Source organism: Pseudomonas frederiksbergensis (assembly GCF_003732705.1).
Taxonomy (GTDB): Bacteria; Pseudomonadota; Gammaproteobacteria; order Pseudomonadales; family Pseudomonadaceae; genus Aquipseudomonas; species Aquipseudomonas frederiksbergensis_F.
Genome location: NZ_MOBR01000041.1, coordinates 280,520 through 307,316, shown reverse-complemented (window position 1 = coordinate 307,316; position 26,797 = coordinate 280,520). Strand labels below are relative to the sequence as shown.

General features: G+C 60.0%; 19 protein-coding genes and 1 pseudogene. 13 read left to right on the top strand and 7 right to left on the bottom strand.

Going from position 1 to position 26,797, the window contains the following annotated elements; all coding sequences use genetic code 11:
- Nucleotides 1-100: 100 nt before the first annotated feature.
- The 3 genes from BK667_RS28980 to choX all read right to left on the bottom strand — a co-directional run bounded on the left by BK667_RS28980 (nt 101) and on the right by choX (nt 3,138).
- A complete protein-coding gene (locus tag BK667_RS28980) occupies nt 101-1,066 on the bottom strand; it encodes an L-carnitine dehydrogenase (protein WP_123599622.1) in 966 nt (321 codons plus the stop codon).
- Nucleotides 1,067-1,208: 142 nt separating this feature from the next.
- Complete coding sequence (gene cdhC / locus BK667_RS28975; RefSeq protein WP_123599621.1) at nt 1,209-2,096, bottom strand: 3-dehydrocarnitine:acetyl-CoA trimethylamine transferase CdhC; 888 nt, start codon at nt 2,094-2,096, stop codon at nt 1,209-1,211.
- 97 nt (nt 2,097-2,193) lie between these two features.
- Nucleotides 2,194-3,138, bottom strand: coding sequence for a choline ABC transporter substrate-binding protein (choX, locus tag BK667_RS28970; RefSeq protein ID WP_123513200.1), 945 nt, complete (start codon nt 3,136-3,138; stop codon nt 2,194-2,196).
- Between the two features lie 210 nt (nt 3,139-3,348).
- Between choX and BK667_RS28965 the strand changes: the two genes are divergently transcribed.
- Nucleotides 3,349-4,293 carry a GlxA family transcriptional regulator gene (locus BK667_RS28965; protein ID WP_123599620.1) on the top strand — a complete coding sequence of 315 codons (945 nt, stop codon included), beginning with the start codon at nt 3,349-3,351 and terminating at the stop codon, nt 4,291-4,293.
- Nucleotides 4,294-4,414: 121 nt separating this feature from the next.
- On the opposite strand, the gene BK667_RS28960 is transcribed toward BK667_RS28965, so the two are convergent.
- The 3 genes and pseudogenes from BK667_RS28960 to BK667_RS28950 form a co-directional block, all read right to left on the bottom strand.
- Nucleotides 4,415-4,831 (bottom strand): DUF3010 family protein, encoded by a 417-nt coding sequence (locus BK667_RS28960; protein ID WP_123599619.1) that lies wholly within the window; start codon nt 4,829-4,831, stop codon nt 4,415-4,417.
- A gap of 33 nt (nt 4,832-4,864) precedes the next feature.
- Nucleotides 4,865-5,095 (bottom strand): annotated as a pseudogene (locus BK667_RS28955) (helix-turn-helix domain-containing protein); the annotation flags it as partial.
- 7 nt (nt 5,096-5,102) lie between these two features.
- Nucleotides 5,103-5,504, bottom strand: a complete 402-nt coding sequence (locus BK667_RS28950; protein WP_123599618.1) for a lysozyme inhibitor LprI family protein — start codon at nt 5,502-5,504, stop codon at nt 5,103-5,105.
- Between the two features lie 221 nt (nt 5,505-5,725).
- Between BK667_RS28950 and BK667_RS28940 the strand changes: the two genes are divergently transcribed.
- The 11 genes from BK667_RS28940 to BK667_RS28890 all read left to right on the top strand — a co-directional run bounded on the left by BK667_RS28940 (nt 5,726) and on the right by BK667_RS28890 (nt 23,909).
- Nucleotides 5,726-6,703: a dipeptidase gene (locus BK667_RS28940; protein WP_008033250.1), complete on the top strand. Its 978-nt coding sequence runs from the start codon at nt 5,726-5,728 to the stop codon at nt 6,701-6,703.
- A gap of 78 nt (nt 6,704-6,781) precedes the next feature.
- Nucleotides 6,782-7,312, top strand: coding sequence for a DUF5943 domain-containing protein (locus BK667_RS28935; RefSeq protein WP_008083165.1), 531 nt, complete (start codon nt 6,782-6,784; stop codon nt 7,310-7,312).
- A gap of 15 nt (nt 7,313-7,327) precedes the next feature.
- The gene (gene dgcA / locus BK667_RS28930; protein ID WP_123513190.1) at nt 7,328-9,388 is read left to right on the top strand and encodes a dimethylglycine demethylation protein DgcA; all 2,061 of its coding nucleotides are present in this window, start codon (nt 7,328-7,330) and stop codon (nt 9,386-9,388) included.
- Nucleotides 9,389-9,533: 145 nt separating this feature from the next.
- On the top strand, nt 9,534-11,483 hold the full coding sequence (dgcB, locus tag BK667_RS28925; protein ID WP_123599616.1) for a dimethylglycine demethylation protein DgcB: 1,950 nt from the start codon (nt 9,534-9,536) through the stop codon (nt 11,481-11,483).
- Nucleotides 11,483-12,703, top strand: coding sequence for an electron transfer flavoprotein subunit alpha (etfA, locus tag BK667_RS28920; protein ID WP_123599615.1), 1,221 nt, complete (start codon nt 11,483-11,485; stop codon nt 12,701-12,703). The genes dgcB and etfA overlap by 1 nt, the downstream gene beginning before the upstream one ends.
- A 15-nt stretch (nt 12,704-12,718) precedes the next feature.
- On the top strand, nt 12,719-13,489 hold the full coding sequence (gene etfB / locus BK667_RS28915; protein WP_123599614.1) for an electron transfer flavoprotein subunit beta: 771 nt from the start codon (nt 12,719-12,721) through the stop codon (nt 13,487-13,489).
- 117 nt (nt 13,490-13,606) lie between these two features.
- Nucleotides 13,607-14,173, top strand: a complete 567-nt coding sequence (locus tag BK667_RS28910) for a GNAT family N-acetyltransferase (protein WP_123599613.1) — start codon at nt 13,607-13,609, stop codon at nt 14,171-14,173.
- 1,199 nt (nt 14,174-15,372) lie between these two features.
- Nucleotides 15,373-18,828 carry an alpha/beta fold hydrolase gene (locus tag BK667_RS28905; protein ID WP_123599612.1) on the top strand — a complete coding sequence of 1,152 codons (3,456 nt, stop codon included), beginning with the start codon at nt 15,373-15,375 and terminating at the stop codon, nt 18,826-18,828.
- 120 nt (nt 18,829-18,948) lie between these two features.
- Nucleotides 18,949-20,817, top strand: coding sequence for a c-type cytochrome (locus BK667_RS28900; protein ID WP_123599611.1), 1,869 nt, complete (start codon nt 18,949-18,951; stop codon nt 20,815-20,817).
- Between the two features lie 27 nt (nt 20,818-20,844).
- Nucleotides 20,845-22,089, top strand: a complete 1,245-nt coding sequence (locus BK667_RS28895) for a metallophosphoesterase family protein (RefSeq protein WP_123599610.1) — start codon at nt 20,845-20,847, stop codon at nt 22,087-22,089.
- A 191-nt stretch (nt 22,090-22,280) separates the two neighbouring features.
- Nucleotides 22,281-23,909, top strand: a complete 1,629-nt coding sequence (locus BK667_RS28890; RefSeq protein WP_148060169.1) for a phosphoinositide-specific phospholipase C-related protein — start codon at nt 22,281-22,283, stop codon at nt 23,907-23,909.
- A 60-nt stretch (nt 23,910-23,969) separates the two neighbouring features.
- Here the strand turns inward: BK667_RS28890 and gbca are convergent, their stop codons facing one another.
- Nucleotides 23,970-25,265: a glycine betaine monooxygenase oxygenase subunit gene (gene gbca, locus BK667_RS28885; RefSeq protein WP_123599608.1), complete on the bottom strand. Its 1,296-nt coding sequence runs from the start codon at nt 25,263-25,265 to the stop codon at nt 23,970-23,972.
- A 285-nt stretch (nt 25,266-25,550) separates the two neighbouring features.
- Between gbca and gbcB the strand changes: the two genes are divergently transcribed.
- Nucleotides 25,551-26,651, top strand: coding sequence for a glycine betaine monooxygenase reductase subunit (gene gbcB, locus BK667_RS28875; protein WP_123513170.1), 1,101 nt, complete (start codon nt 25,551-25,553; stop codon nt 26,649-26,651).
- The last annotated feature ends 146 nt before the right edge of the window (nt 26,652-26,797 follow it).

Genomic DNA, 26,797 nt, shown 5'->3' with positions numbered 1-26,797 from the left:
GTTATCAGGTCGCAGTATTTCGAATAAACACCTCGGTCAGTCCCCTCGCCCATTTGGGGAGAGGGTTAGGGTGAGGGGGTGGATCTCAAGCCGATCACTATCAGTCGGCAAACGCCATCCCATGCTTCTCTTTGGTGGTCTTCACCGCCTCCAGCACCGCCAGCAGGCAATCATCACGATAGCGCTCCAGCGCCGAGATGCTGTGGGTGCCCAACTGCTCTGCGGTGCCATCCACCACATCATCAATCAATTTGTCGGTCAGCTCCGGTGCCGGTAGATACGTCCAAGGCAACTGCAACGCCGGGCCGAATTGCGCCATAAAGTGCCGCATACCCGCATCGCCGCCCGCCAGGGTGTAGGTCAGGAACGTGCCCATGAACGACCAGCGCAGGCCCGCGCCGAAGCGAATCGCGTCATCGATTTCGCCGGTGGTCGCCACGCCGTCGTTGACCAGGTGCAGCGCCTCACGCCACAACGCTTCGAGCAAACGGTCGGCGATAAACCCCGGCACTTCCTTGCGCACATGCAACGGGCGCATGCCCAAGGATTCGTAGACTTTGATCGCCGCTTGAATCGCCTCTGGCGCGGTATTCTTGCCGCCGACCACTTCTACCAATGGCAACAGATAAACCGGGTTGAACGGATGCCCGACCACGCAGCGTTCCGGGTGGGTCGAGCCTTCATAGAATTCGCTTGGCAACAGCCCCGAGGTGCTGGAACCGATCAGTGCATTGGGCTTGGCCGCCGCGCTGATTTTGCCGTGCAATTCCAGTTTCAGCTCCAGACGTTCCGGGGCACTTTCCTGGATGAAATCCGCATCGCGCACGCATTCTTCAATGGTCGCGACAAAGCGCAGGCGATCTTGCGAGGCACCGGGCGCCAGGCCTTGTTTCTCCAGCGCGCCCCAGGCATTCGCGACACGCTTGCGCAGGGCTGCTTCGGCACCGGGCGCCGGGTCCCAGGCCACCACGTCCAAGCCATGGGCGAGGGCGCGGGAGACCCAGCCGCTGCCGATGACACCGCTGCCCAGCGCGGCGAAGGTTTTGATTTCGGTGATAAAGCTCATGGCGACTTCCTAAGAATTTTGGTGATCCCTGTAAGAGCGAGGCTTGCCCGCGAAGAGGCCGGTACATCCGACGGATCTCTTCCGGCAGGAATGCCGCCTTCGCGGGCAAGCCTCGCTCCTACAGGTTATGTGTTTGAGGGGTTTAGCCGCGCTTGGTCAGGCCCATTTTTGCCCGGCCTTCGGCTGGGGTCAGGACGCGGGCGCCGAGGCGGCTGAGGATTTCGCTGGCGCGTTCGACCAGTTGGCCGTTGGTCGCCAGTACGCCTTTGTCCAGCCACAGGTTGTCTTCCAGCCCGACCCGCACGTTGCCGCCCAGCAGCACCGCTTGTGCGGCCATGGGCATTTGCATGCGACCAATGCCGAACCCGGCCCAGACCGCATCGGCCGGCAGGTTGTCGACCATGGCTTTCATGGTGGTGGTATCGGCCGGCGCGCCCCACGGGATACCCAGGCACAGTTGGAACAGCGGGTTGTCGAGCAAGCCTTCCTTGATCATCTGCTTGGCGAACCACAGGTGACCGGTGTCGAAGATTTCCAGCTCGGCCTTCACGCCCAGCTCTTGAATGCGTTTGGCGCCAGCCCGCAGCTGCGCCGGAGTCGACACGTAAATCGTGTCGCCGTCGCCGAAGTTCAGGGTGCCGCAATCCAGGGTGCAGATTTCCGGCAGCAGGGCTTCAACGTGGGCCAGGCGGGTCAGCGGGCCGACCAGATCGGTGTTCGGGCCGAACTCCATCGGGTTCTCGCCGCCGCCGATTTCCAGGTCGCCGCCCATGCCGGCGGTGAGGTTGACGATGATGTCCACGTCCGCCTCGCGGATACGCTCCATCACTTCGCGGTACAGCGCCACGTCACGGCTGAACTTGCCGGTTTCGGGATCGCGAACGTGGCAATGGACCACCGTGGCGCCGGCCTTGGCGGCTTCCACGGCGGCGGCCGCGATTTGTTTCGGGGTGACCGGCACATGTGGGCTTCTGGCGGTCGTGTCGCCAGCACCGGTGAGTGCGCAGGTGATGATGACGTCGTGGTTCATTAGGCGGGTTCCTTACAGGCGAGAATTTAGGTGTGGCTCAGGCGTGATGATTCCGTTCGCAGCCCGTGTGGGCTGCGATTCGGTGGTTCAATCGGGTTTATTTACTGGTCAATGACAGGTTTTCAGCCGCTGGTTTGCCATCGAAAGTCGTCACACCTTCGAGCCAGCGTTGCTTGTCTTGCGGGTGATCTTTCAGCCATTGCTTGGCCGATTCGAAAGCGTCCTTGTGATCCAGCAACGGCTGCATCATCCGGCTCTCGTCTTCGGCGGTATAAGTCAGGTTGCTCAGCAAACGGCTGACGTTCGGGCATTGCTGGGCGTAGTTCGGTGCGGTGACGGTCCAGACTGTAGCCATGCCTTCATTCGGGCCCAGGGCGTCTTCGCTGCCGGTGAGGTAAGTCATCTTCACGTTGACGTTCATCGGGTGCGGCGCCCAGCCGAAGAACACGATGGCTTCGTTGCGCTTGGTGGCGCGGGTTACCGCCGAGAGCATCCCGGCTTCACTGGACTCGACCAACTGGAACTTGCCGAGGCCAAACTGGTTCTTGGCGATCATTTCCTTGATCTGGGTGTTGGCGCCCGAGCCAGGCTCGATGCCGTAGATCTTGCCGCCCAGTTCTTTTTCGAACTTGGCGATATCGGCGAAGGTTTTCAGGCCCTTGTCGGCGAGGTAAGTCGGGACGGCGAGGGTGGCACGGGCGTCTTTCAGGCTCGGTGCTTCAAGCACTTTGACTTGTTTGCCATCGACGAACGGGGTGATGGTCTGGGTCATCAGCGGGTTCCAGTAGCCCAGGAACATGTCCAGGCGCTGGTCGCGGATCCCGGCGAAGATGATTTGCTGGGAGGCGCTGGTTTGTTTGGTGTTGTAGCCGAGGCCATCGAGCAATACCTGAGTCATGGCGCTGGTGGCGATCACATCGGTCCAGTTCACTACACCCATGCGCACGTTCTGGCACGCGGCGGGGTCGGCGGCCATGGCACTGGCGCTCAATAAAGCGGTACCGCTGAGTGCAAGAACACAGCTGCTGATCAGTCGTTTCATGGTGGGTTCCTCGGCAGGTCGTTATTGTGGGTCCCGGCATCTTCGTGCGCCGGTGATGACCAAGTTACGCAGCAATGCCCCCGTGAAAGCGCACTGCGGCGACCAGCTCTTGCACTGCAGCGACCTGACCTCTTGAATGCCATCGACAAGTGGCGTATCAACGTCCACACGCTACCCGCCCTCACGTTACCCGCCTATCGAGTGCGCTCCATGTCCCAGGATTTCTACTTCATGTTGATGCCGGGTTTCTCGGCCATCGGGTTTATCTCGGCCATCGAGCCGCTGCGGGTCGCCAATCGCTTTCGCGGCGAGCTGTATCGCTGGCATGTATTAAGTGCTGACGGCGGCGCGGTATTGGCCAGCAACGGCATGTCGGTCAACGCCGACGCGGCGCTGGAACCGCTGAAGAAAGGCGCGACGCTGCTGGTAGTCGCCGGTTTCGAGCCGCTGAAATTCGCCACCCCGGCCCTGGAACACTGGCTGCGCCGACTGGACAACGAAGGCGTGACCCTCGGCGCCATCGACACCGGCAGCTTCGTCCTCGCCGAAGCCGGCCTGCTCGACGGCCATCGCCTGACCCTGCACTGGGAAGCCATCGACGCGTTCAAGGAGTCCTATCCACAGCTCAGCGTTACCCAAGAACTGTTCGAGATCGACCGTCGGCGCATCACCTCCGCCGGCGGCACCGCGTCCATCGACCTGATGCTCGACCTCATCGGCCAGGCCCACGGCCCGGAACTGGCGATCCAGGTCAGCGAACAATTCGTACTCGGCCGCATCCGCCCGCGCAAAGACCACCAACGCATGGAAGTCGCCACGCGCTATGGCATCAGCAACAAGAAGCTGGTGCATGTGATCGGCGAGATGGAACAACACAGCGAACCGCCGCTGAGCACGTTGGCCTTGGCGGAATCGATCAAAGTGACCCGGCGGCAACTGGAGCGGTTGTTTCGCCTGCACCTGAACGATACGCCGAGCAATTTTTATCTACGGCTACGGCTGGAGAAGGCGCGGCAATTGCTGCGTCAGACGGATATGAGCGTGCTGGAAGTGAGCATTGCCTGCGGGTTTGAATCGCCGTCGTATTTCACCCGCAGCTATCGGGCGAAGTTTGAGCGGTGTCCGCGGGAAGACCGGCGTACTGCCAAGGCATGATCGTTCCCACGCTCTGCGTGGGAATGCTGCCAGGGACGCTCCGCGTTCCGCTTCGGGATGTGACGCAGAGCGTCACGGGATGCATTCCCACGCAGAGCGTGGGAACGATCAGTGGAGGGCTTTACTTCTTCATCAACGCCGAACACGCCGCTTTATAAGCCTCATGCTGATACTTGTTCAGCGTCCCCGGCAGTTCAAAATTGTGCTTTTTGGCCTGGGCATTGATCGTCTGCGGCGACAACAGCGTCACCTCGCAATTCTCCAGCAGCTGAAAAATCCCCTCGATCTTGAATGTGGTCGGCCCACCAGCGAATTCACCCTTCTTGCTGCGTTTCTTGATCGCAATCCGGTCAATGGAATTCTCACGTACAAAAGACGCCACCTGAGCGGCGAAGACTTTCACGTTCGCGGCTTCGTCGTCATCGTCCAGAGCGATTTTCTTGGTGGCCAGGGCGACGTGGCTCAGTGCCTGACCGTCGAGCGAGGCCACGGCGATGATCGCTTCGCTGCCTTTGATTTCGATGCCGCAGATGTTCATTGGGTATTCCTTAAGGAGCTGATGGCGGACAGCTTACAACTCAAGCTGATCGGCGTTGATGCCAAATGCGGCGGCGATTTTTTCGCGGGTGGCCTTGCGAGGCTTCGAAACGCTTTCCAGCTCGGCAAACGTCGATTGGGAAACACCCATGCGTTCGGCAACTTCTTGCTGAGTAAGGTTCAGGTGTTGGCGCCAGGCCTGAACGGGAAGGGCGCCATCGACGATACGGCTGACGACTTCGTGGGGGATCATATTGTTTTCCATTACCGCCTCACTCCTGCGAAATCGACTCCAAAAACTCCGACCGCTCGTCACTCATCCGCGCCACGCAATCATTCTGCGCAATGGTGAACGCCTTGCTACCACTCGTCGCCGGAAAGGCTTCGACTACGCAATCCGCATCCCGGGTTTTCAGCCATTGCTGTTGAGCGACTTTGAGCTTTTCGGAGATGTCAGCCAATTGCGCCTTGTTCTTGCCGTAGACCGACTGCAAGCGTTCGTTCAGCCCCTGATAGTTTTCTTTGAGCAGTTGTTCGGCGGTGGTTCTGCTGTAGGCCGAGCATTCCAGGGTCTGGACGTCGTTTTCGACGGCATCGCAGGGGTTGTTGTCGGATTCTTCCGCCGCCTGTACGCCGGTCGCTATCAGTGCCAAAGCCAGGAACATCGTTTTCATTGCATAGCCCCACATTCCAGTAATGCCGCGAATTCTGGCCCATGCGCAGGCCCTTGAACAGGTGGCCCGCAACGTTCAACGACGACCCTTTGTCGCAGATTGACGCTTTCGGCAAACCCTCTGTCGTTTTTGCACCCGGCTGCCCCGGTCCTCAGGCATATGCTGGCCCCAAAGCGCCGGCACACGATTCGGCGCACGAATCGCTAATAGGGGACAGCCTGATGAGCCCAGCCGAATTGCACGCCGACAGCATCGTTATCGACGGGCTGATTATCGCCAAGTGGAACCGCGAGCTGTTTGAAGACATGCGCAAGGGCGGTCTGACCGCGGCCAACTGCACCGTGTCGGTGTGGGAGGGCTTCCAGGCCACCGTCAACAACATCGCCGCCAGCCAGAAGCTGATCCGCGAGAACAGCGACCTGGTGATTCCAGTGCGCACCACCGCCGATATCCGCAAGGCCAAGGAGCAGGGCAAGACCGGCATCCTCTTCGGTTTCCAGAATGCCCACGCCTTTGAAGACCAGATCGGCTATGTCGAGGTGTTCAAGCAGCTCGGCGTCGGTATCGTGCAGATGTGCTACAACACCCAGAACCTGGTCGGCACCGGTTGCTACGAGCGCGATGGCGGCCTGTCGGGCTTCGGTCGTGAAATCGTCGCCGAGATGAACCGCGTTGGCGTCATGTGCGACTTGTCCCACGTCGGCTCCAAGACCTCCGAAGAAGTCATCCTCGAATCCAAGAAGCCGGTCTGCTACTCCCACTGCTTGCCGTCGGGTCTGAAAATCCACCCGCGCAACAAATCCGATGAAGAACTGAAGTTCATCGCCGACCACGGCGGTTTCGTCGGTGTGACCATGTTCGCGCCGTTCCTGGCCAAGGGCATCGATTCGACCATCGACGACTACGCCGAAGCCATCGAATACACCATGAACATCGTCGGCGAAGACGCCATCGGCATCGGCACCGACTTCACCCAGGGCCATGGCCAGGACTTCTTCGAATACCTGACCCACGACAAGGGCTACGCCCGCCGCCTGACCAGTTTCGGCAAGATCATCAATCCGCTGGGCATCCGCACCGTCGGCGAGTTCCCGAACCTGACCGAAACCCTGCTCAAGCGCGGCCACTCCGAGCGCGTGGTCCGCAAGATCATGGGCGAGAACTGGGTCAACGTCTTGAAAGACGTCTGGGGCGAATAAGCCACCGCATTTCTGAATCCTTTCCCCCGGCCGTCCGCGCCGGGGGCAACACCCCAATTTTTCTGGAGTTAAGTTTCCATGGCCAAGATCGCCCCGCAATTGCCAATCGAAGTCGACAGCGAAACCGGTGTCTGGACCTCCGACGCCCTGCCGATGCTGTACGTACCGCGTCACTTCTTCGTCAATAACCACATGGGCATCGAAGAGGTTTTGGGCGCTGAAGCCTACGCCGAAATCCTCTACAAGGCTGGCTACAAATCCGCCTGGCACTGGTGTGAAAAAGAAGCTGAATGCCACGGCCTGGAAGGCGTCGCGGTGTTCGAGCACTACATGAAGCGCCTGTCGCAACGGGGCTGGGGCCTGTTCAAGATCCAGGACATCGACCTCGACAAAGGCACCGCCAGCGTCAAGCTCGAACACTCGGCATTCGTCTACGTGTACGGCAAGGTCGGGCGCAAGGTCGACTACATGTTCACCGGCTGGTTTGCCGGGGCCATGGACCAGATTCTTGAGGCTCGCGGCAGCAAGATTCGCACGGTTGCCGAGCAAGTCTACGGTGGCTCCGAAGAAGGCCACGACGACGGTTTGTTCACCGTCAAGCCGTTGTAAGTCGAGGAACCCGCCATGGCTTTCGAAGCAATGTTCCAGCCGATCCAGATCGGCAAACTGACCATCCGCAACCGCGTGCTCAGCACCGCGCACGCCGAGGTCTACGCGACCGACGGCGGCATGACCACCGACCGGTACGTCAAGTATTACGAAGAGAAAGCCAAGGGCGGGATCGGCCTGGCGATTTGCGGCGGTTCCTCCAGCGTGGCCATCGACAGCCCGCAAGGCTGGTGGAAATCGGTCAACCTGGCCGACGACCGGATCATTCCGCACTTCCAGAACCTGGCCGATGCCATGCACAAGCATGGCGCCAAGATCATGATTCAGATTACCCACATGGGCCGTCGCTCCCGTTGGGACGGCGAGCATTGGCCAACCCTGCTGTCGCCGTCGGGCATCCGTGAGCCGGTGCACCGCGCGACCTGCAAAACCATCGAACCGGAAGAAATCTGGCGGGTGATCGGCAACTACGCCACGGCGGCTGGCCGCGCCAAGGCTGGTGGCCTGGACGGCGTTGAACTGTCGGCGGTGCACCAGCACATGATCGACCAGTTCTGGAGTCCGCGAGTCAACAAGCGTACCGACGAATGGGGCGGCAGCTTCGAAAACCGCATGCGTTTCGGCCTCGAAGTGCTGAAAGCTGTGCGCGCTGAAGTCGGCCCGGATTTCTGCGTCGGCATCCGTCTGTGCGGTGATGAATTCCACCCGGACGGCTTGTCCCACGAAGACATGAAGCAGATCGCCAAGTACTACGACGACACCGGCATGATCGACTTCATCGGCGTGGTCGGTTCGGGCTGCGACACCCACAACACCCTGGCCAACGTTATCCCGAACATGAGTTATCCACCGGAGCCATTCCTGCACTTGGCGGCCGGTATCAAGGAAGTGGTCAAGGCCCCGGTGCTGCACGCGCAGAACATCAAGGACCCGAACCAGGCCACGCGGATTCTGGAAGGTGGCTACGTGGACATGGTCGGTATGACCCGCGCCCACATCGCCGACCCGCACCTGATCGCCAAGATCAAGATGGGCCAGATCGACCAGATCAAACAATGCGTCGGCGCCAACTACTGCATCGACCGTCAATACCAAGGCCTGGACGTGCTGTGCATCCAGAACGCCGCGACTTCCCGTGAATACATGGGCGTGCCGCACATCATCGAGAAATCCACCGGTGTGAAACGCAAAGTCGTGGTGGTCGGTGCCGGTCCTGCCGGCATGGAAGCGGCTCGCGTTTCCGCCGAGCGGGGCCACGACGTGACCCTGTTCGAGAAGAAAGAATTTATCGGCGGGCAAATCACCACCGCATCGAAAGCCCCGCAACGGGACCAGATTGCCGGTATCACCCGCTGGTTCCAACTCGAGCTGGCGCGTCTGAAAGTTGACCTGCGCCTGGGCGTGGCGGCGGATGCGGCGACCATTCTCGACCTGCGTCCAGATGTCGTGGTGCTCGCCGTCGGCGGTCATCCATTCCTGGAGCAGAACGAACATTGGGGCGCGGCTGAAGGGCTGGTGGTCAGCAGCTGGGACATCCTTGACGGCAAAGTTGCGCCGGGCAAGAACGTGCTGGTCTACGACACCATTTGCGAATTCACCGGGATGTCCACCGCGGACTTCCTCGCCGACAAGGGCAGCCAGGTCGAGATCGTTACCGACGACATCAAACCGGGCGTGGCCATCGGCGGCACATCGTTCCCGACCTACTACCGCAGCATGTACCCGAAAGAAGTGATCATGACCGGCGACATGATGCTGGAGAAGGTCTACCGCGAAGGCGACAAGTTGGTGGCGGTGCTGGAAAACGAATACACCGGCGCCAAAGAGGAGCGGGTGGTGGACCAGGTCGTCGTCGAAAACGGTGTGCGTCCGGACGAAGAAATCTATTACGCGCTGAAGGAAGCATCGCGCAACAAAGGCCAGATGGACATCGAAGCCTTGTTCGCGATCAAGCCGCAGCCATCGCTGAGCCAGGCGGGAGACGGCTACTTGCTGTTCCGCATCGGCGACTGCGTGGCCCAGCGCAATACACACGCCGCGATCTACGACGCGTTGCGGTTGTGCAAGGATTTCTAAGCCACGAACGATCGTTCCCACGCTCCGCGTGGGAATGCCTCAATGGACGCTCCGCGTCCGCTCTTGGGACGCGGAGCGTCCCGGGCTGCATTCCCACGCAGAGCGTGGGAACGATCATTGACCCTGCGGTCTTTGGGAGCTCCACATGTTGAACACCCTTCTTCCAATCCTGTTGTTCGCAGCCCTGGGCCTTGCCGTCCTCGGCGCGTTGCGGCGGGTGAATATGTGGCGCCGGGGCCGGGCCTCGAAGGTCGACCTGATCGGCGGCCTGCTCGCCATGCCCAAGCGCTACATGGTCGATTTGCACCACGTCGTCGCGCGGGACAAATACATCGCCAACACCCACGTGGCCACGGCCGGTGGGGCGGTGGCGTCGATTGTGCTGGCGATCCTGGTTCACGGTTTTGGCCTGCACAGCCGCATTCTTGGTTTCGCACTGTTGATTGCTTCGGCGGTGATGTTCGTCGGGGCGATTTTCATGTTCCTGCGTCGTCGCAACCCACCGGCCCGCCTGTCCAAAGGGCCGTGGATGCGTTTGCCGAAAAGCCTGTTGGCGTTCTCGGCAAGTTTCTTCCTGTTGACCCTGCCGGTGGCCGGCATCCTCCCGGAAAACTTCGGTGGTTGGGTGGTGGCGGCGATCCTCGGCGTCGGTGTGCTGTGGGGCGTAAGCGAGTTGTTCTTCGGCATGACCTGGGGCGGGCCGATGAAGCACGCCTTTGCCGGTGCCCTGCACCTGGCTTGGCACCGTCGCGCCGAACGCTTCGGCGGCGGTCGTTCCACCGGTTTGAAACCCCTGGATCTCAACGACCCGACCGCGCCGCTGGGCGTGGAAAAACCCAAGGATTTTACCTGGAACCAATTGCTCGGCTTCGACGCCTGCGTGCAGTGCGGTAAGTGCGAAGCGGCATGCCCAGCCTTCGCCGCCGGCCAGCCGCTGAACCCGAAAAAACTGATTCAAGACATGGTGGTCGGCCTGGCCGGCGGCACCGATGCCAAGTTCGCCGGCAGTCCCTATCCGGGCAAAGCCATCGGTGAACACGCCGGTAATCCACATCAACCGATCGTCAACGGCCTGGTGGACGCTGAAACCTTGTGGTCCTGCACCACTTGCCGCGCCTGCGTCGAGGAGTGCCCGATGATGATTGAGCACGTCGATGCCATCGTCGACATGCGCCGTCACCTGACGCTGGAACTTGGTGCCACGCCAAACAAGGGCGCCGAAGTCCTGGAAAACCTGATCGCCACCGACAACCCGGGCGGCTTCGCGCCGGGCGGGCGGATGAACTGGGCGGCGGATTTGAACCTGAATCTGATGAGCGAGAAGAAGTCGGTCGACGTGCTGTTCTGGGTCGGCGACGGTGCGTTCGACATGCGCAACCAGCGCACCTTGCGCGCCTTCGTCAAAGTGCTGAAAGCGGCCAAGGTCGACTTCGCGGTGCTCGGTCTCGAAGAACGCGACAGCGGTGACGTGGCCCGACGTCTGGGTGACGAAGCGACGTTCCAGCTGTTGGCCAAACGCAACATCCAGACCCTGGCCAAGTACAGCTTCAACCGCATCGTCACCTGCGACCCGCACAGTTTCCATGTGTTGAAAAACGAATACGGCGCCTTCGACGGCAACTATCTGGTGCAGCACCACAGCACCTACATGGCCGAGATCATCGGCGCTGGCGCCCTCAACCTCGGCCAGCACAAAGGCAGCAGCGTGACCTATCACGATCCGTGCTACCTCGGGCGCTACAACGGTGAGTACGAGGCGCCGCGTGAAGTGCTGCGCGCCCTCGGGATCGAAGTGAAGGAAATGCAACGTTCCGGTTTCCGCTCGCGCTGCTGCGGCGGCGGTGGCGGGGCGCCGATTACCGACATTCCGGGCAAGCAACGGATCCCCGACATGCGCATGGACGACATCCGCGAAACCGGCGCCGAACTGGTGGCCGTGGGCTGCCCGCAGTGTACCGCGATGCTCGAAGGCGTGGTCGAACCGCGTCCGCTGATCAAGGACATCGCCGAACTGGTGGCCGACGCCTTGCTCGAAGACGCCGCGCCGAGCAAGCCGACCACTCCGGCCAAACGTGAACCTGCGGAGGCCCACTGATGAGCGACATAATCCGCCGCGACCCCCGCGCCGAATGGATTGCCCGTAACCGCTTGCACCCGCTGCACGCGGCGATGCAACCGGCGCAACACAGCTGGATGGGGCCCAACGGCGTCATTCGCAAGAATCTGCATGGCATCGGTTTTATCGGGCCTAACGGCATCAAACGCATCGACCGCAGTGGCGCGCAGCAGGGCGGGGCGACCAAACGTTCGGCTGCCGTTGAAGTGCAATTGCCGCTGCATCAAGTGCCGACACCGGCGTTCTACATCAGCGTGGTGCCGGACATGGTCGGCGGCCGCCTGAGCAGCCACGACCGCGACTTGCTCGGCCTCGCGCATCAATTGGCCGGCAAGGATGGCGCGGTACTGGCCGTGGTTTTCGGCGAACACAAGGAAAGCGCTTTCGCCACCGCAGGCGTCGATCGCTTGCTGGTGCTTGAGGGTGATCAATTCAGCGGTTATGCACCGGAACAGCGAGTCCAGGGCCTGCGGGCTGTGGATAACCAGTTCAGCCCGCGTCACTGGTTGCTGCCGGACAGTCGCAGTGGCGGTGGCGAACTCGGTCGACGCTTTGCCGCCGCCCTGGGCGAACGCCCGGCCACACGGGTCTGGCAGGTCAAGGATCAGGAGTGTATCGGCCGCGCCGGTGCTGGCCTGCAAGACCTTGCGCGTCCGGTTGCCCGGCTGATTCTGGCCGCCGTCGAGTGCGCCGAGCCGGTCAGTGAAACCCGTCACGAAGCCTTGCCGGTGGAGTTATCCACAGCCGTGGTTCGCAGCCTGTCGCGCATCGAAGATTTGGGCGCGGTGGCGGTGGATCCGGCGGCGATTCCAATGGCCGAAGCCGAGTTCATCTTCTCCGGCGGCAACGGTGTCAAGGACTGGGGACTTTTCCACAGGACCGCTGAAGACTTGGGCGCCACCGAAGGTGCATCGCGGGTGGCGGTGGACGATGGCTTCATGGCTCGCGACCGTCAGGTCGGTGCGTCCGGCACTTGGGTCACTGCACGGGTTTACGTGGCCGTGGGGATTTCCGGGGCGATCCAGCACCTGCAAGGCATCGGTGCCTGCGACAAGGTGGTGGCGATCAACCTCGACCCTGGCTGCGACATGATCAAACGGGCCGACCTGTCGGTGATCGGCGAGAGCGCCGAGATTCTTCAAGCCTTGATCGATGCGATAGCGGTTTATCGCAACGACGCCAAGCGCGATGCGGCTTAAGGGAAGGAAAGGGTCATGAGTACAAAAGTCATCAGCCTGGTGTCCATCGGCGCCCACCCGACCTCCGGCCGGCCGCGCCGCGCCGAGCAGGACGCACGCGCCGTTGAACTGGGTCTGCAACTGGCTGGGGATAACCTGCAAGTGCTGCATGCCGGCGATGTCGCCGAACCGGCGCTGCGTGCCTATCTGGGCATGGGCCTGGAACAACTGCATGTGCTGGAACAACCGGAAGGCGCCGATGCGCTGCCGGCGTTGACGGCTTATTTGCGTGATGCCGGGGCGCAAGTCGTGCTGACCGGCAGCCAGGCGGAAACCGGTGAAGGCTCGGGCATGTTGCCGTTCCTGTTGGCGGAAAGCCTCGGCTGGCCGCTGGTGGTGGGGCTGGCGCAGGTGGAATCCATCGACGGCAATTCGGCCCTGGTGCTGCAAGCCTTGCCCCGTGGCCAGCGTCGTCGCTTGAAAGTGCGGCTGCCGTTTTTGGCGACTGTGGATAACGCTGCGCCGAAGCCTCGGCAAAGCGCCTACGGCCCGGCTCGGCGGGGGGTGTTGCAGGCCGATGAAGTCGAAGTCATCGATGATGAATTGCTGGCGGTCGCCACCCTGCAACCGGCCAAGCCACGGCCCAAGCGCTTGAAAGTGATCAAGGCCAAGAGCGGCGCCGACCGCATGAAAGCCGCGACGGCCAAGGCCAGTGGGGGCGGCGGGCAAGTGCTTAAAGGCGTGACCGCGCAAGCGGGGGCCGAGGCGATTCTCAAGTTGCTGATCGAAGAAGGCGTCGTCCGTTGATCCGCTGATCGTTCCCACGCTCTGCGTGGGAATGCCGCCCAGGACGCTCCGCGTCCCTCTTTGTCTGCATGAAACACAGAGCGTAAGCACGCTCGCCATCATCTGTCGGGGAACGTAATGCCCGTTGAATTTCGTTCGGCCCTGCGCGCGGATGCGCGGGAGATTGCGCGTTTGTTTCAGATTTCATCGGAGGGCGCGGCGGATTACATCTGGAGCCAACTGGCCCGGCCCGGTCAGGATCTGCTGGATGTCGGGGCCAGTCGCTACGCTCGTGACAACGTGGATTTCTCTTACCAGAACTGCCTGATCGCCGAGGCCGGGGGCGAGGTTGTCGGCATGCTGCACAGCTACGTGATGCGTCACGACCCGCTGGCCGCGCCGGTCACCGATCCCGTCCTGGCGCCGTACGCCACGATGGAAATCCCTGACACCCTCTACATTTCAAGCCTGGCGCTGCATGAAGGCTGGCGCAATCAGGGCTTGGGCCGACAATTCCTTGCCTATGCCTACGACCGTGCCAATCAGCTGGGGCTCAACGGCTTGAGCTTGATCGATTACGCGGTGAACACCGGTGCCCGGCGGTTTTATGAGCGGCATGGGTTTCGGATTGTTGATACCTGTCAGATCACGCCGCATCCGATGATTCGGGTATCCGGTGAGGCCTATTTGATGTACCGCCCGTGAGGTGTGATCTGCTGGATTTGGGTTGGCTTGAGATCCACCCCTCACCCCAGCCCTCTCCCCATAGGGGAGAGGGGAAAGGGAGCCGATCGGGGGCTTTTCAAACCCCGAGTTCAACTCAGGACTTTCAGGTCGATGTATCTCTAAGAACAAATCGGTCAGTCCCCTCTACCCTCTGGGGAGAGGGTTAGGGTGAGGGGTCGATCCCAAGCCATGCACAATCCCTGAGGTTACCCACAATCCCTGTTATCACTTCTGTGGATAACATGTTCACCCCTCGCTACACCCCATACAAACCGGGCCCTGTAACCCTCCGTACAAAAAACAACCAGCCTAACTCACGGTTTTTTCGGGCTTTTTCCCGAGGATAACTTTGCACCAGAGCCAATACTTGCCCCCAATCTCTGTTGGCGCTTCTGTGGATAAGATGTTCGCTGTCCGCTACAGACCTTATAAACCGGGCCTGTCAGGCATCTGATCAAATAACAGCCAAAGCACCGTTTTAAGACAACAAACCTCCCGTAAACCCCGATTTATCAAGCTTTGAGCAGGTTTTCCACAGATCCGCCAAAGTTGCCCCCAAAGTCTGTTGGTGCTTCTGTGGATAAGGTGTTCGCCATCCTCTGCAAGTCATGTAAACCGTGCGCTGTAAGCTTTCGATCAAAAAACAACCAATTGCCGTTCAGAACCGTGCTTCTGGATAAGTCACGGTTTTTCTTCGTTATTTATCAAGAGAATTCCGGACAAACCCAGAGTTGTCCCCATTAGCTGTGGGCGAAGGTGTGGATAACTTGTTCGCTAAACCCTGCAAGCCACGCCGCGCATAGTCCAGAACGCAATAGATCAGATTTCGTACAGTTCTAAGGCACTTCCTTGACTTCAATCTGTCGCCTGTCTTCACTAACCAGTTACAAAAGGACAACCGCCACTTATCCACATCTGGTTCAGGGAGAACGCGTGATGGATAGCCAGCCACACCGCTCGCACCCCATTCCCTGCACGACCTGCGTCCCGGCCGCCGCGACTTCGCTGCGCAAGCGAATCCATCGCCGGGCCGCCAATCAGCGTGCGCGTCTATAGCGCCAGACCTTTGCACTGACACAGCTTGTTGCCGCCGGGTTCGCTCGATGGCCAGGTGTTCGTTCGCCCATTGATTGCAGGCAACCGCAGAGTTGCCCCTTCAGCCTGAGAGGAAAAGAACCATGACCCGGATCGCTACGCCCATCAGCGACATCAAGGAACACTACGACGTGATCGTCATTGGCTCCGGCTATGGCGGCGGGATTGCGGCTTCGCGCTTGTCCCGGGCCGGCAAGCGGGTGTGCCTGCTGGAGCGCGGCCGGGAGATGCAACCCGGTGAATACCCGAACACCATGATCGCGGCCACCGAGGAATTGCAGGTGCACGACCCGGACGGGCATATCGGCTCGCGCACCGGGTTGTTCGATTTGCACGTCAACGCCCAGCAGAACGTGGTGGTCGGTTGCGGTTTGGGCGGTACGTCGCTGATCAACGCCAACGTCGCCCTGGAACCGGAGCCCGGCGTGTTCGACGATCCGCGCTGGCCTCTTGCAGTGCGTGAACATCGCGACACCTTGCTCAAGGACGGTTATGCCCGGGCCCGGGAAATGCTCAAACCGATGCCGTACCCCAGCACTTCGCCAGTGCTGCCGAAACTCGAAGCCAACAAGAAGTCAGCGGATTACCTCAAGCAAGGCGCGCACTTCTACCGGCCGCCGATCAACGTGACCTTCGACAAACTGCCGAACAACCTCAACCACGTTGGCGTCGAGCAACTGCCCTGCAACAACTGTGGCGACTGCGTCTCGGGCTGTAACAACAAGGCCAAGAACACCACGCTGATGAATTACCTGCCGGACGCCTGGAACCACGGTGCGGAGATTTTCTGCCAGGCCGAGGTGCGGCATCTGGAGCGCGACGGCGATGGCTGGATCGTGCACTTCCAATATCTCGATAGCGGCCGCGAGAAGTTCTCCGCGCCGACGCTGTTCGTCAAAGCCGACATCGTGGTTGTCTCCGCCGGCACGTTGGGCTCCACCGAAATCCTCCTGCGCTCCCGGGATAAAGGCCTGTCGACCTCCAACCAGCTCGGCGAAAACATGAGCGGCAACGGCGACATCCTCGGCTTCGGCCATAACTGCGAACAGCCGATCAACGGCATCGGTTTCGGCGCGCACCCGGCCAAGGAACTCAGCCCGGTGGGCCCTTGCATCACTTCAATCATCGACATGCGCACCGAAGGCGACTGGCGCAGCCGCATGGTCATCGAAGAAGGCTCGATCCCCGGCGCCCTCGGCCGGCCGATGGTGCCGAGCATGGCCGGATTCGCCGAGCTGATCGGCGTGGCGACTGACGACAGCTTCACCGGCAAGCTGAAATACAAGGAGCGCGAAGCGGAAAGTTTCCTGCGTGGCCCGTATTACGGCGCGCTGCACAACATGCAGACCTACCTGATCATGAGTCACGACGACGGCAAGGGCCGGATGGTGCTCGACAGCAAGGATCAACTGCGCATCGATTGGCCAGGCGTGGGCGAGCAGGAAAACGTCAAACTCGGCAACGAACGCCTGCACCTGAGCACCAAGGCGCTGGGCGGGGTCTGGGTCGAAAATCCGATCTGGACCAAGCTGCTCAAGCACAGCATCGTTTCGGTCCACCCGTTGGGCGGTTGCGTGATGGGTGAGGACGCGGGGCAGGGCGTGGTCAATCACAAAGGGCAGGTGTTCAGCGGTGCCAGTGGTACTGACGTGTACGCCGGTTTGTACGTGACCGACGGCGCGGTGATCCCGACGTCCCTGGCGGTCAATCCGCTGCTGACCATCTCGGCGGTGAGCGAGCGCAACATGGGTTTGCTGGCGGCGGATCGCGGTTGGAAGATCGACTACACACTGCCGTCGGCGCCGCGCAAACAAGTGGCGCCGCCGACCCTCGGCGTGCAGTTCACCGAAACCATGAAGGGCTACTTTTCCAAGGACTTCACCCAAGCCCAAGGCACCGACCTCACGTTGTACGAAGCAGCGGCCACGCGCGGCGAATCGGAAAACTCGCCCATCGAGTTCACCCTGACCATCACCGCCAACGACCTCAACCGCATGATCAAGGAACCGGCACACGCCGCCACCCTGGTCGGCACCCTGAATGCGCCGGGCCTGTCGCCGCAGCCACTGACTGCCAGCAACGGCGTGTTCAACCTGTTCGAACAGTTCGAGGAACAGGTCGGCGTGCGCCACATGAAATACGACATGAAACTGACCGCCGAGGACGGTCACGACTATTTCTTCAGCGCCTTCAAAACCGTGCCCGAAGACAATGGCGTGCTGAATATCTGGCACGACACCAGCACCCTCTACGTCACGCTGTATAACGGGCCGGACAAGACTGGCGCGGTGCTCGGCTCAGGCGTCATGCACATCCACCCGACCGACTTCGCCAAGCAAATGACCACCATGAAAGTGCTCAATGCGCGCAACGAACGCGAGCGCATCGAAGGCCTGGCGCGGTTCGGCAAGTTCTTCGCCGGGATTCTCTGGGAGAGCTACGGCGGGGTGTTCGCTGGCGACATTTACTTCAACCCGGACGCGCCGCCGCGGCTGAAACGGCCGCTGGATGCGCCAACGCCGAGCGTGCATTTCTTCCAAACCGAGGACAACGTCGAACTGCGCCTGACCCGTTATCAGGGCGGCACGAAAGGCCCGGTGATGCTGGTGCATGGCTTGGGCGTGGGCTCGAATATTTTCTCCACCGACACCATCCAGACCAACCTGCTGGAGTACCTGTGCAAGCACGAGTACGACGTGTGGCTGCTGGATTTGCGGGTGAGCATCCTGCTGCCGGCGAGCAAGAAGGAATGGAACGGCGACCAGATTGCCCAGTACGACTTCAAGGCGGCCATCGCGCAAATCCAGCAAGCGACAAAGGCTGCCGATGTGCAATGCGTGGTGCATTGCTACGGCGCGACGACGTTTTTCATGTCGCTGCTGGCCGGGTTGCAAGGCGTGCGGTCGGTGGTCTGCTCGCAGATTGCGGCGGATACCGTGGTGGCCACGGCCACCGGGCTCAAGGCTGGTTTGCACTTGCCGGGAATGCTCGATGTCCTTGGGGTCAAATCCCTGACTGCTTATGCCGACAACAAGGAGAACTGGTTCAACAAACTCTACGACAAAGCCCTCAACGGCTATGCCCGGATCGAGGCCCAGGGCTACTGCACCAACCCGGTGTGTCATCGCATCACCTTCATGTATGCATCGCTGTACCGCCACGACACCCTCAACGAAACCCTGCACGACAACCTGCACGAACTGTTCGGCGAGTCGAACATGCAAACCTTCGAACACCTGGCGTTGATCGTGCGCAAAGGCCATCTGGTGAACTTCAAGGGTGAGGACGTGTACATGTCGCACTTCGATCGGCTGAGCATGCCGATCTGTTTCATCAGCGGCGCGGACAACCAGTGCTACCTGCCGGAAAGCACGCTCAAGACCTACGAGCGGGTGTGCAAGGTCCATGGGCCGGAAAACTACAGCCGGCAAGTGGTGCCGGGCTACGGCCACATCGACTGCATGTTCGGCAAGGACGCGGTGGTCGATGTGTACCCGATCATCCTGCAACACCTGGAGAAAACCGCTATCGGCCAGTAATGATCGTTCCCACGCTCCGCGTGGGAATGCATCCCGTGACGCTCTGCGTCACAAGAGCGGACTCGGAGCGTCCATGGCGGCATTCCCACGCAGAGCGTGGGAACGATCTGGGGATAAAAAATGGACAGTTACATCCGCTGGTTTCAACGCTTCATCTGGCTAGGCATCGTGATGAATATGTTCTTCGCGCTGCCGGCCCTGTTTGCCCCGGCGCTGCTGACGTCGATGCTCGGCCTGCCGCCGCAACTCTCCGATCCATGGCTGGAAAACGCCGGCATGTTGCTGGTCGGCATCAGCGTGTTCTACATGCCATCGGGCTTCAACGCGCCACGGTTTGTAGTGCATTCGTGGTTGTGCGTGCTGTCGCGGCTGATCGCTGTGGCGTTCTGGATCTACCTGATCAACACCAGTAACCAGGCCACGGTGTTTGTGCCGATGTTCCTCGGCGACCTGAGCATGTTCCTGATCCTCGGGATCTTGCTGTACCTCGGCACCACGCCGGCCACTCGACCCTTGGCGCTGCTGTGCGACGGCTGGCGGGAATGGCGCGCGGGTTGGGCGCTGCGCTGGCAAAGCCACGGCTTCAAGGTCGGGACACTGATCGTGGTGCTGCTGCTCGGGTTTATCGGTTACGAAACCTGGTACCAGATGCTGCGGGTGGTGCCGGCGGAGAAATACGCCTCCGACGAAGACCACTACAAATACGCCGCCATTGGCCTGGGCATCGAAGCGCGGATTCCGTATTACCTGTTCGCCGTGTTGCCGCAGATGTGCCCGGAGAAACTGCCGAAACCCGGCGGCTACGAAGTCTTCGGCTTCCTCTACGAAAACGGCAAGGACCTGCCCGTCGGCATGGCCAAGCGGCAGATCGGCTACCCGACCGTCGAACCGAACTGCGCCCTGTGCCACACCGGTTCCTATCGCGCGAATGCCAGCGACGTCGCCAAAACGGTGGCTACCGCGCCCGCCAATACGTTGCAACTGCAAGCGTTCCAGTGGTTCGCCTACGATTGCGCCAGCGACCCGAAATTCACCACCGATGCGGTGATGACCGCGATCAACGGCAAATTCCAGCTCGGCTTTTTCGAGCGGCTGTACAACCGCTACCTGATCATCCCCATGGCCAAGAGCGCGCTGCTCGCGCAGAAACAGGCCTACGCCTGGCAGAAGCTGCGCCCGCCACAAGGACCGGGGCGTACCGACACGTTCAACCCGACGAAAATGGTGGTGTTCGGCTTCCCGGATGACTCGACCATCGGCACCGTCGACCTGCCGCAAGTCTGGAACCAGAAACCCCGGGAGTCGCTGTACCTGCACTGGGACGGCAACAACAACGACATCCACGAGCGCAACTACGCAGCGGCGATGGCCGTGGGCGCGACGCCGGAATCGGTGCTGCCGGAAAGCTTCAATCGCGTGACCAACTGGCTGCTCGGCACCAAGCCGCCCGCCTGGCCATGGGCGCTGGATCAGGCCAAGGTCGCCCAGGGCAAACCGGTGTGGGACAAGAACTGCGCCGGTTGCCATGAGTTCGGCCGCACCGACACCGGGCAAGTCACCACCAACATCGAAGAACTGGGCACCGATCCCCATCGGCTGGACTCGTTCACCACTGGTCTGGTGACGGCGTTCCACGGCTTCAAGAAACCGCCGTTCGACTTCAACGCCTATCGCAAGACCCAGAGCTACAGCAACACCCCCACCGACGGCATCTGGATGCGCGCGCCGTACCTGCACAACGGTTCGGTGCCGACTCTGTGGGATTTGCTGCAACCACCGGAACAGCGGCCGCAGGTGTTCTTCACCGGTTCCGACGTCTACGACCAGCAGAAGGTCGGCTTCGTCACCAGCGCGGCACCGGGCAATGCTTCGGTCGGTTTCAAGTACGACACTCGACTGGAGGGCAACCACAACAGTGGCCACCTGTATGGCACGCAGCTGTCGGACATCGATAAACGGGCGCTCATCGAATTCATGAAAACCCTGTGATCCCACTACGGATGGAGGAATACCAACATGTCATTAGTCAGTCATTGGGAACATGAGTACGACAAGGTCAAGCTGCGCCTGCACGGGCTGTTCACGCGGCTGGAAATGTCGTGGAAGAAACTCGTCAGCGAGCTTGAGCCGGAGGAATTCGAGGCCATCGTCGCGCTGCTGCAGCGCGGTCACGATCAGGCGCAATACGTGCTCAAACACGGCGACCTGCCGGACGACGAACCGAGCGTGCCGTGGGAGTTGTCCCACGGCTTGTCGATCCTGCACATCGGTAACGCCACACCCTTGCCGCAATCCAGCGACGAGTTGCAGACCCGGGTGCTCAAGGACGGCAGTCTGCTTGGCTGTCGCAAATGGGAGCTGCTGGATTTGCTGTGGAGCGAGGCGTTGCTGAAGTGGATTGAAAACCTGCGTCATCACGCACCGTTCGCCACCACCCCGGCGCTGATGAAGATGGACAGCGACGTGACCCTGGCCATCGCCGGCGACTGGGGCACCGGGCCGTTCGACAGCCATGCCCCGGCGGTGGCGGTGGCCAATCAGATGCAACTGGCCCAGGCCGATTTCACCATTCACCTGGGGGATGTGTATTACGCCGGCACTCACTCCCAGGAAGATGTCGACATGGTCGGGTGGCCGATGGGCAAGCACGGCTCGTTCACCCTCAATTCCAACCACGAGATGTACAGCGGCGCCCATGGTTACTACAAGGAACTGGCCAAACGCTTCCCGACGCAGCAGGGCACCAGTTATTTCGCGTTGTACAACGATGATTGGGTGGTGATCGGGCTCGACAGCGCGTACGCCTCGGATGCAATCAACCTGTACATGGACGGTACGCTCAACAAAGAACAGATCGCCTGGATGAAAGACCTGCCTCAGCGCAAGAAAATCATGGTGCTCAGCCACCATCAGGGTTTCGACATATCCGGGCACAACACCACGGCGCTGTTTAAAACGGTATGTGATGCCTTGGGCCGTGAGCCGGATTATTGGTACTGGGGGCATTTGCACAACGGCATCTGCTACGCCGCTCAGGGTGGGCTACATGCGCGTTGCGCCGGGCATGGGGCGATTCCATATGGCAATGCCAGCGAACTGAACGGGCATTCGCGGGTGTTGTGGTCGGAAACCGAGAATGCCGGGGATGAGGCGTATCCGGATCGGGTGTTGAATGGTTATGTGAAAGTGCAGCTTGTCGGCGAAAACATTATTGAAACATTTATCGGGGAGAACGGAAAAGTTCGATGGAGTTCGAACTGATCCAGTAGTTGGCTTGAATAAAAATGCGCTCTTTTTGAGCGCATTTTTTATGGGTGATATATTTGGACAATCATTAATGGTTTTCTAACAAGTTAATTTTTCAGTTAATGGCGTCCCGGTCTTTGATTCAATATTAGTTGCCGGGCTCATTATCATGGAAGATTAATAATGCTTAACTTTAAAAACTGGCGTTGCTGTCCGCCATTCTCGCTGCGCCTGTGCTCGCTTCGCATTCAGCGTCGGCGGCAGAAACAGCGCCGGGTATTACGGACCTTACCAAACCCTTTAACGAATACACTTGGGTGATGGCGCATAACGGTTTTCTGGATGAAATGCGTGAACAACTTAATCGAGGTGTTCGGGGTTTTATGCTGGACTTGCATCTGGGCAATTTGGGTAACACCCCAACCGCCTATTTGTGCCATACCTTGGACACCTGGAAGTGCTCTACGAGAACGGACATGAAGTTCTCCGATGCATTGAACACGGTATTCCTGCCGTTCTTGCGCAGTAATCCCAATGCCGTGGTCACCGTGACGCTCGAAAACTATGTCGACAGGGATGTCCTCAACAGGGCATTCGATGCCGTGCCGGGCCTGGCGGACATGATGTTTGACCCACGGGCCTATTCCGGTTCGCGTTCCTGGCCAACCCTTCAGCAGATCATCGGCAGCGGCAAACGCCTGATCATGCTGACCGATGGCAATCCTGGCGAGTACGTCAGCAATGGCAAAACACTCAATCTGCTGAAGGACAGTCACTGGGAGAACCAGAATTACTGGGACCTGGGTGCAACCACCCTCAAGCATGATTGGAGTTGTCCGTCGCGCTGGAACTCTTACACCCCGACGGTAGGGGTGAACGGCTTCACCCAGTGGCCGCGGTTGTTCGTCATGAATCAGTTTCATAGCTTCGAAAAAAACGCGGCACACGCTGGCGATGTGGATAACAACCTGACTTACCTCGAACGTCGCGTAGACAGCCATTGTGCCAGCGTGTGGGGCAAACGCACGGCGCCGAACTACCTTGCCGTCGATTACAACCATCGTGGCGACACATTTCCCTATGCGGCCGCGCTGACCCAGGGGGGTTACTACTTTTACGAACAAAATCGGGCCAACGCGGCCGGTGATACGACCTGCGTTATTCCGGCGGGCAAGGACTATAACTTCAGCCTGCCAGCACACGGCTGTGAAAATGATGAAGCCAGGTCCTTGAAGTTGCGAGGGGTGGCCAAGGGGACGCGAATTGCCGTTTATGATTCGTCCAATGGTGATCCGAAAGATGACCATGCCTTTATCGACGTTAAACGTGATATCGGTTTGAACGAGTCGGTGGTGGTAGGAACGTTTGAAACTCAATACGAGGACGCTGATTTCAAACTGACCTATGTCCGCAATAACGGTCTGGATGGCAAAGTGTCGCGGATTTCGGTGGGCAAGACACCGGCCGATTTTTCCGATGCCAGTGTCGTGTTGTATGAAGGCAACGGCGCCGGTCAGAACATTGTCTGCACGGTAAGCCTGGCTCACAGCGCCAACTTCAACTTCAAATCGGGCAATGCCTGCAAAAATGACGAAGCCAAGTCCGCCAGAATTCTGCGGGCCAAGGCGGGCACCAGTTTCAGTGTCTACGGCAACTGGGACCAGAACCAAAACCAGGGGTATGCGCGAGTGGATGTCCTGCGTGACATTACTCAGCCCGTGGTGGTGGGAAGTTTCGATCGCAACTATGACGGTGGCTCGTGGCGGATTACCCGCGGCGGCTCTTCCAGTCAACTGGACGGCAAGGTATCGAGCATGAGAGTGCAACAGCCTTAAACCAACGCAAAAAACAAACCCCCGCAGATCGTGATGATCGACGGGGGTTTGTCAGACGACTCAGCCCTGAACCGGCACGCCCTTGAGGTAAGCCGCCGGCTCTGCCCCCAGGTTGTTCAGCAACCGCTCGCTGTACCAATCCACAAAATTCACCACGCCAAACTCATAGGTCTTGGAGTAAGGCCCTGGCTGGTACGCCGTGGAGTTGATCCCGCGCTGGTTTTCTTCGGCCAGACGACGGTCCTGGTCGTTGGTCGCATCCCAGACCTGGCGCATGCGGTCCACGTCATAGTCCACGCCTTCAACCGCGTCCTTGTGCACGATCCACTTGGTGGTGACCATGGTTTCCTGAGCACTGATCGGCCACACCGTGAACACGATGATGTGGTCGCCCATGCAGTGGTTCCACGAGTGCGGCAGGTGCAGGATGCGCATCGAGCCGAGGTCCGGGTTTTTGATCCGGCCCATGAGTTTGGCGCAGCCTTGTTTGCCATCGAGGGTCATCGACACGGTGCCTTTGAGCAGCGGCATGCGCACGATGCGGTTACGCAGGCCGAAACTGGCGTGAGCGTAAGGAATCTTCTCGGCTTCCCAGGCCGCGGCGGACGCGGCGACGTGGTCCTTGAACGCCTGGTCGGCCCGTGGGTCGGTCACGTCATCCCATTCCAGCAGGGTTTTCAGCAGTTCCGGGTGCGACGCGTTGCAGTGATAGCACTCGCGGTTGTTTTCCAGCACCAGTTTCCAGTTGGCCTTTTCAAACAAGGTAGTCTGGATCGCCACCTTGGTGTTCTCCATGTCGTACGGTTCCATGTAATGGTTCAGCGTCGACAGGAAGTCATCAATCGCCGGCGGATTTTCCGACAGGCTGATGAAGATGTAACCGCCAGCGGTCTTCACGTTCACAGGCTTGAGGCCGTACTGCTTCATGTCGAAGTCAGCGCCCATTTCGGTGCCGGCGAACAGCAGGCGACCGTCCAGCTCGTAGGTCCACTGGTGGTAATGACACACCAGTTTGGCGACCTTGCCTTTGTCGCTGGTGCACAAGCGCGAGCCACGGTGGCGGCAAACGTTGTGGAACGCATGCACCACGCCTTCGGCGCCGCGAATCACGATGATCGGGTTCTTGCCGACTTGCAGGGTCAAGTAGTTGCCCTTGGTCGGGATTTCGCAGGTCATGCCAGCGATCAACCACTCTTTCTGGAAGATCTCCTGCATATCGATATCAAACAGCCGCTCGTCAGAGTAAAACGGCTGCGGCAGCGAGTAAGTACGCTCGCGTTCTTGCAGCATCTGCGCGGTGGCCTTGCGTGCGGGTTCCAGCGGATCGCCCAGGCTGATTTTTGCGGTGACGTCCATCGATTTGATCCTCAAGGCCCTTTCTGTGAGGCCGGCGAAAAGTGGCTAATCAGGTTTGCTACGCAAGGTGTAAAGAATGTGTCTTGGTATGGAGCGAGTGTGGGGCCGGCGCATACCAGAACCTTATCCATGGGCGACATGGCCCAATCTGTTCCCGACGCGCAACCCCCGGTAGTTGGGGGCTGGTCGCGATAAGTATGTGAATGTCGCAGATAGGTAAATGGGTGGCTCGCGCTATACGCAGAATCGCCAACATAAGGCCGAGCATCGGCGGTGGAGAACAGCATGTCCAACAGCTTCCTGAATCCGGTAACTACCCAGACCTGGGCCAATGGTCGACACACCGTCCGTTGCGTCAAAGTCATCCAGGAAACCTGGGACGTGCGCACCTTCTGTTTTATGGCCGATCAGCCGATCCTGTTCTTCTTCAAGCCCGGGCAGTTCGTGACCCTGGAGCTGGAAATCGACGGCGTGCCGATCATGCGCTCCTACACCATTTCCAGCTCGCCGTCGGTGCCGTACAGCTTTTCGGTGACCATCAAGCGCGTGCCGGGGGGCAAAGTCTCCAACTGGTTGCACGACACCCTGCATGAAGGCCAGGAGCTGGCGGTGCACGGGCCGGTCGGGCTGTTCAACGCCATGGACTTCACCGCGCCGAAGGTTTTGTACCTCAGCGGCGGCGTCGGCATCACGCCGGTCATGTCCATGGCGCGCTGGTTTTACGACACCAACGGCAACGTCGACATGGTGTTTATCCACAGCGCCCGCTCGCCGAAAGACATCATCTATCACCGCGAGCTGGAACACATGGCGTCGCGGATCGATAACTTCAGCCTGCACCTGATCTGCGAGAAGCATGGCCTGGGCGAACCATGGGCCGGTTATCGCGGTTACCTGAACCACAAGATGCTCGAACTGATGGCCCCGGACTTCATGGAGCGCGAGGTGTTCTGCTGCGGGCCGACGCCGTACATGAACGCGGTCAAACGCATGCTCGAGGCGGCCGGTTTCGACATGAGCCGTTATCACGAGGAATCCTTCGGCGCCACGCCAGCGGAAGCCCGTGCCGATGCGGTGGAACAAGCCGAAATCGCTGCCGATGCGCCGGAAGTCGACTTGGCGGATCTGCACCAGGTCGAATTTATCTCGTCCGGCAAGAGCATTCGCGTGGCCCCGGGTGAAACCGTGCATGCGGCGGCAGCCAAGCTCGGCCTGTTGATCCCGAAAGCCTGCGGGATGGGGATCTGCGGGACGTGCAAGGTGATGAAACTGGGGGGCGAGGTCGAAATGGACCACAACGGCGGGATTACCGAGGAAGACGAAGCCGAGGGCTACATCCTGTCGTGCTGCAGTGTGCCGAAGGGGGATGTTCGGATCGATTTCTGATGATTCGTTAACTTCAAGAACCACCCCCCTCACCCCAACCCTCTCCCCAGAGGGGAGAGGGGGAAAGGGTGCAGATCTTCGTTGTTTTCAAAGCCTGAGTTCGACTCTGGATTTCAAGTATCGAGGCTATTCAATTCCGGAGTTCG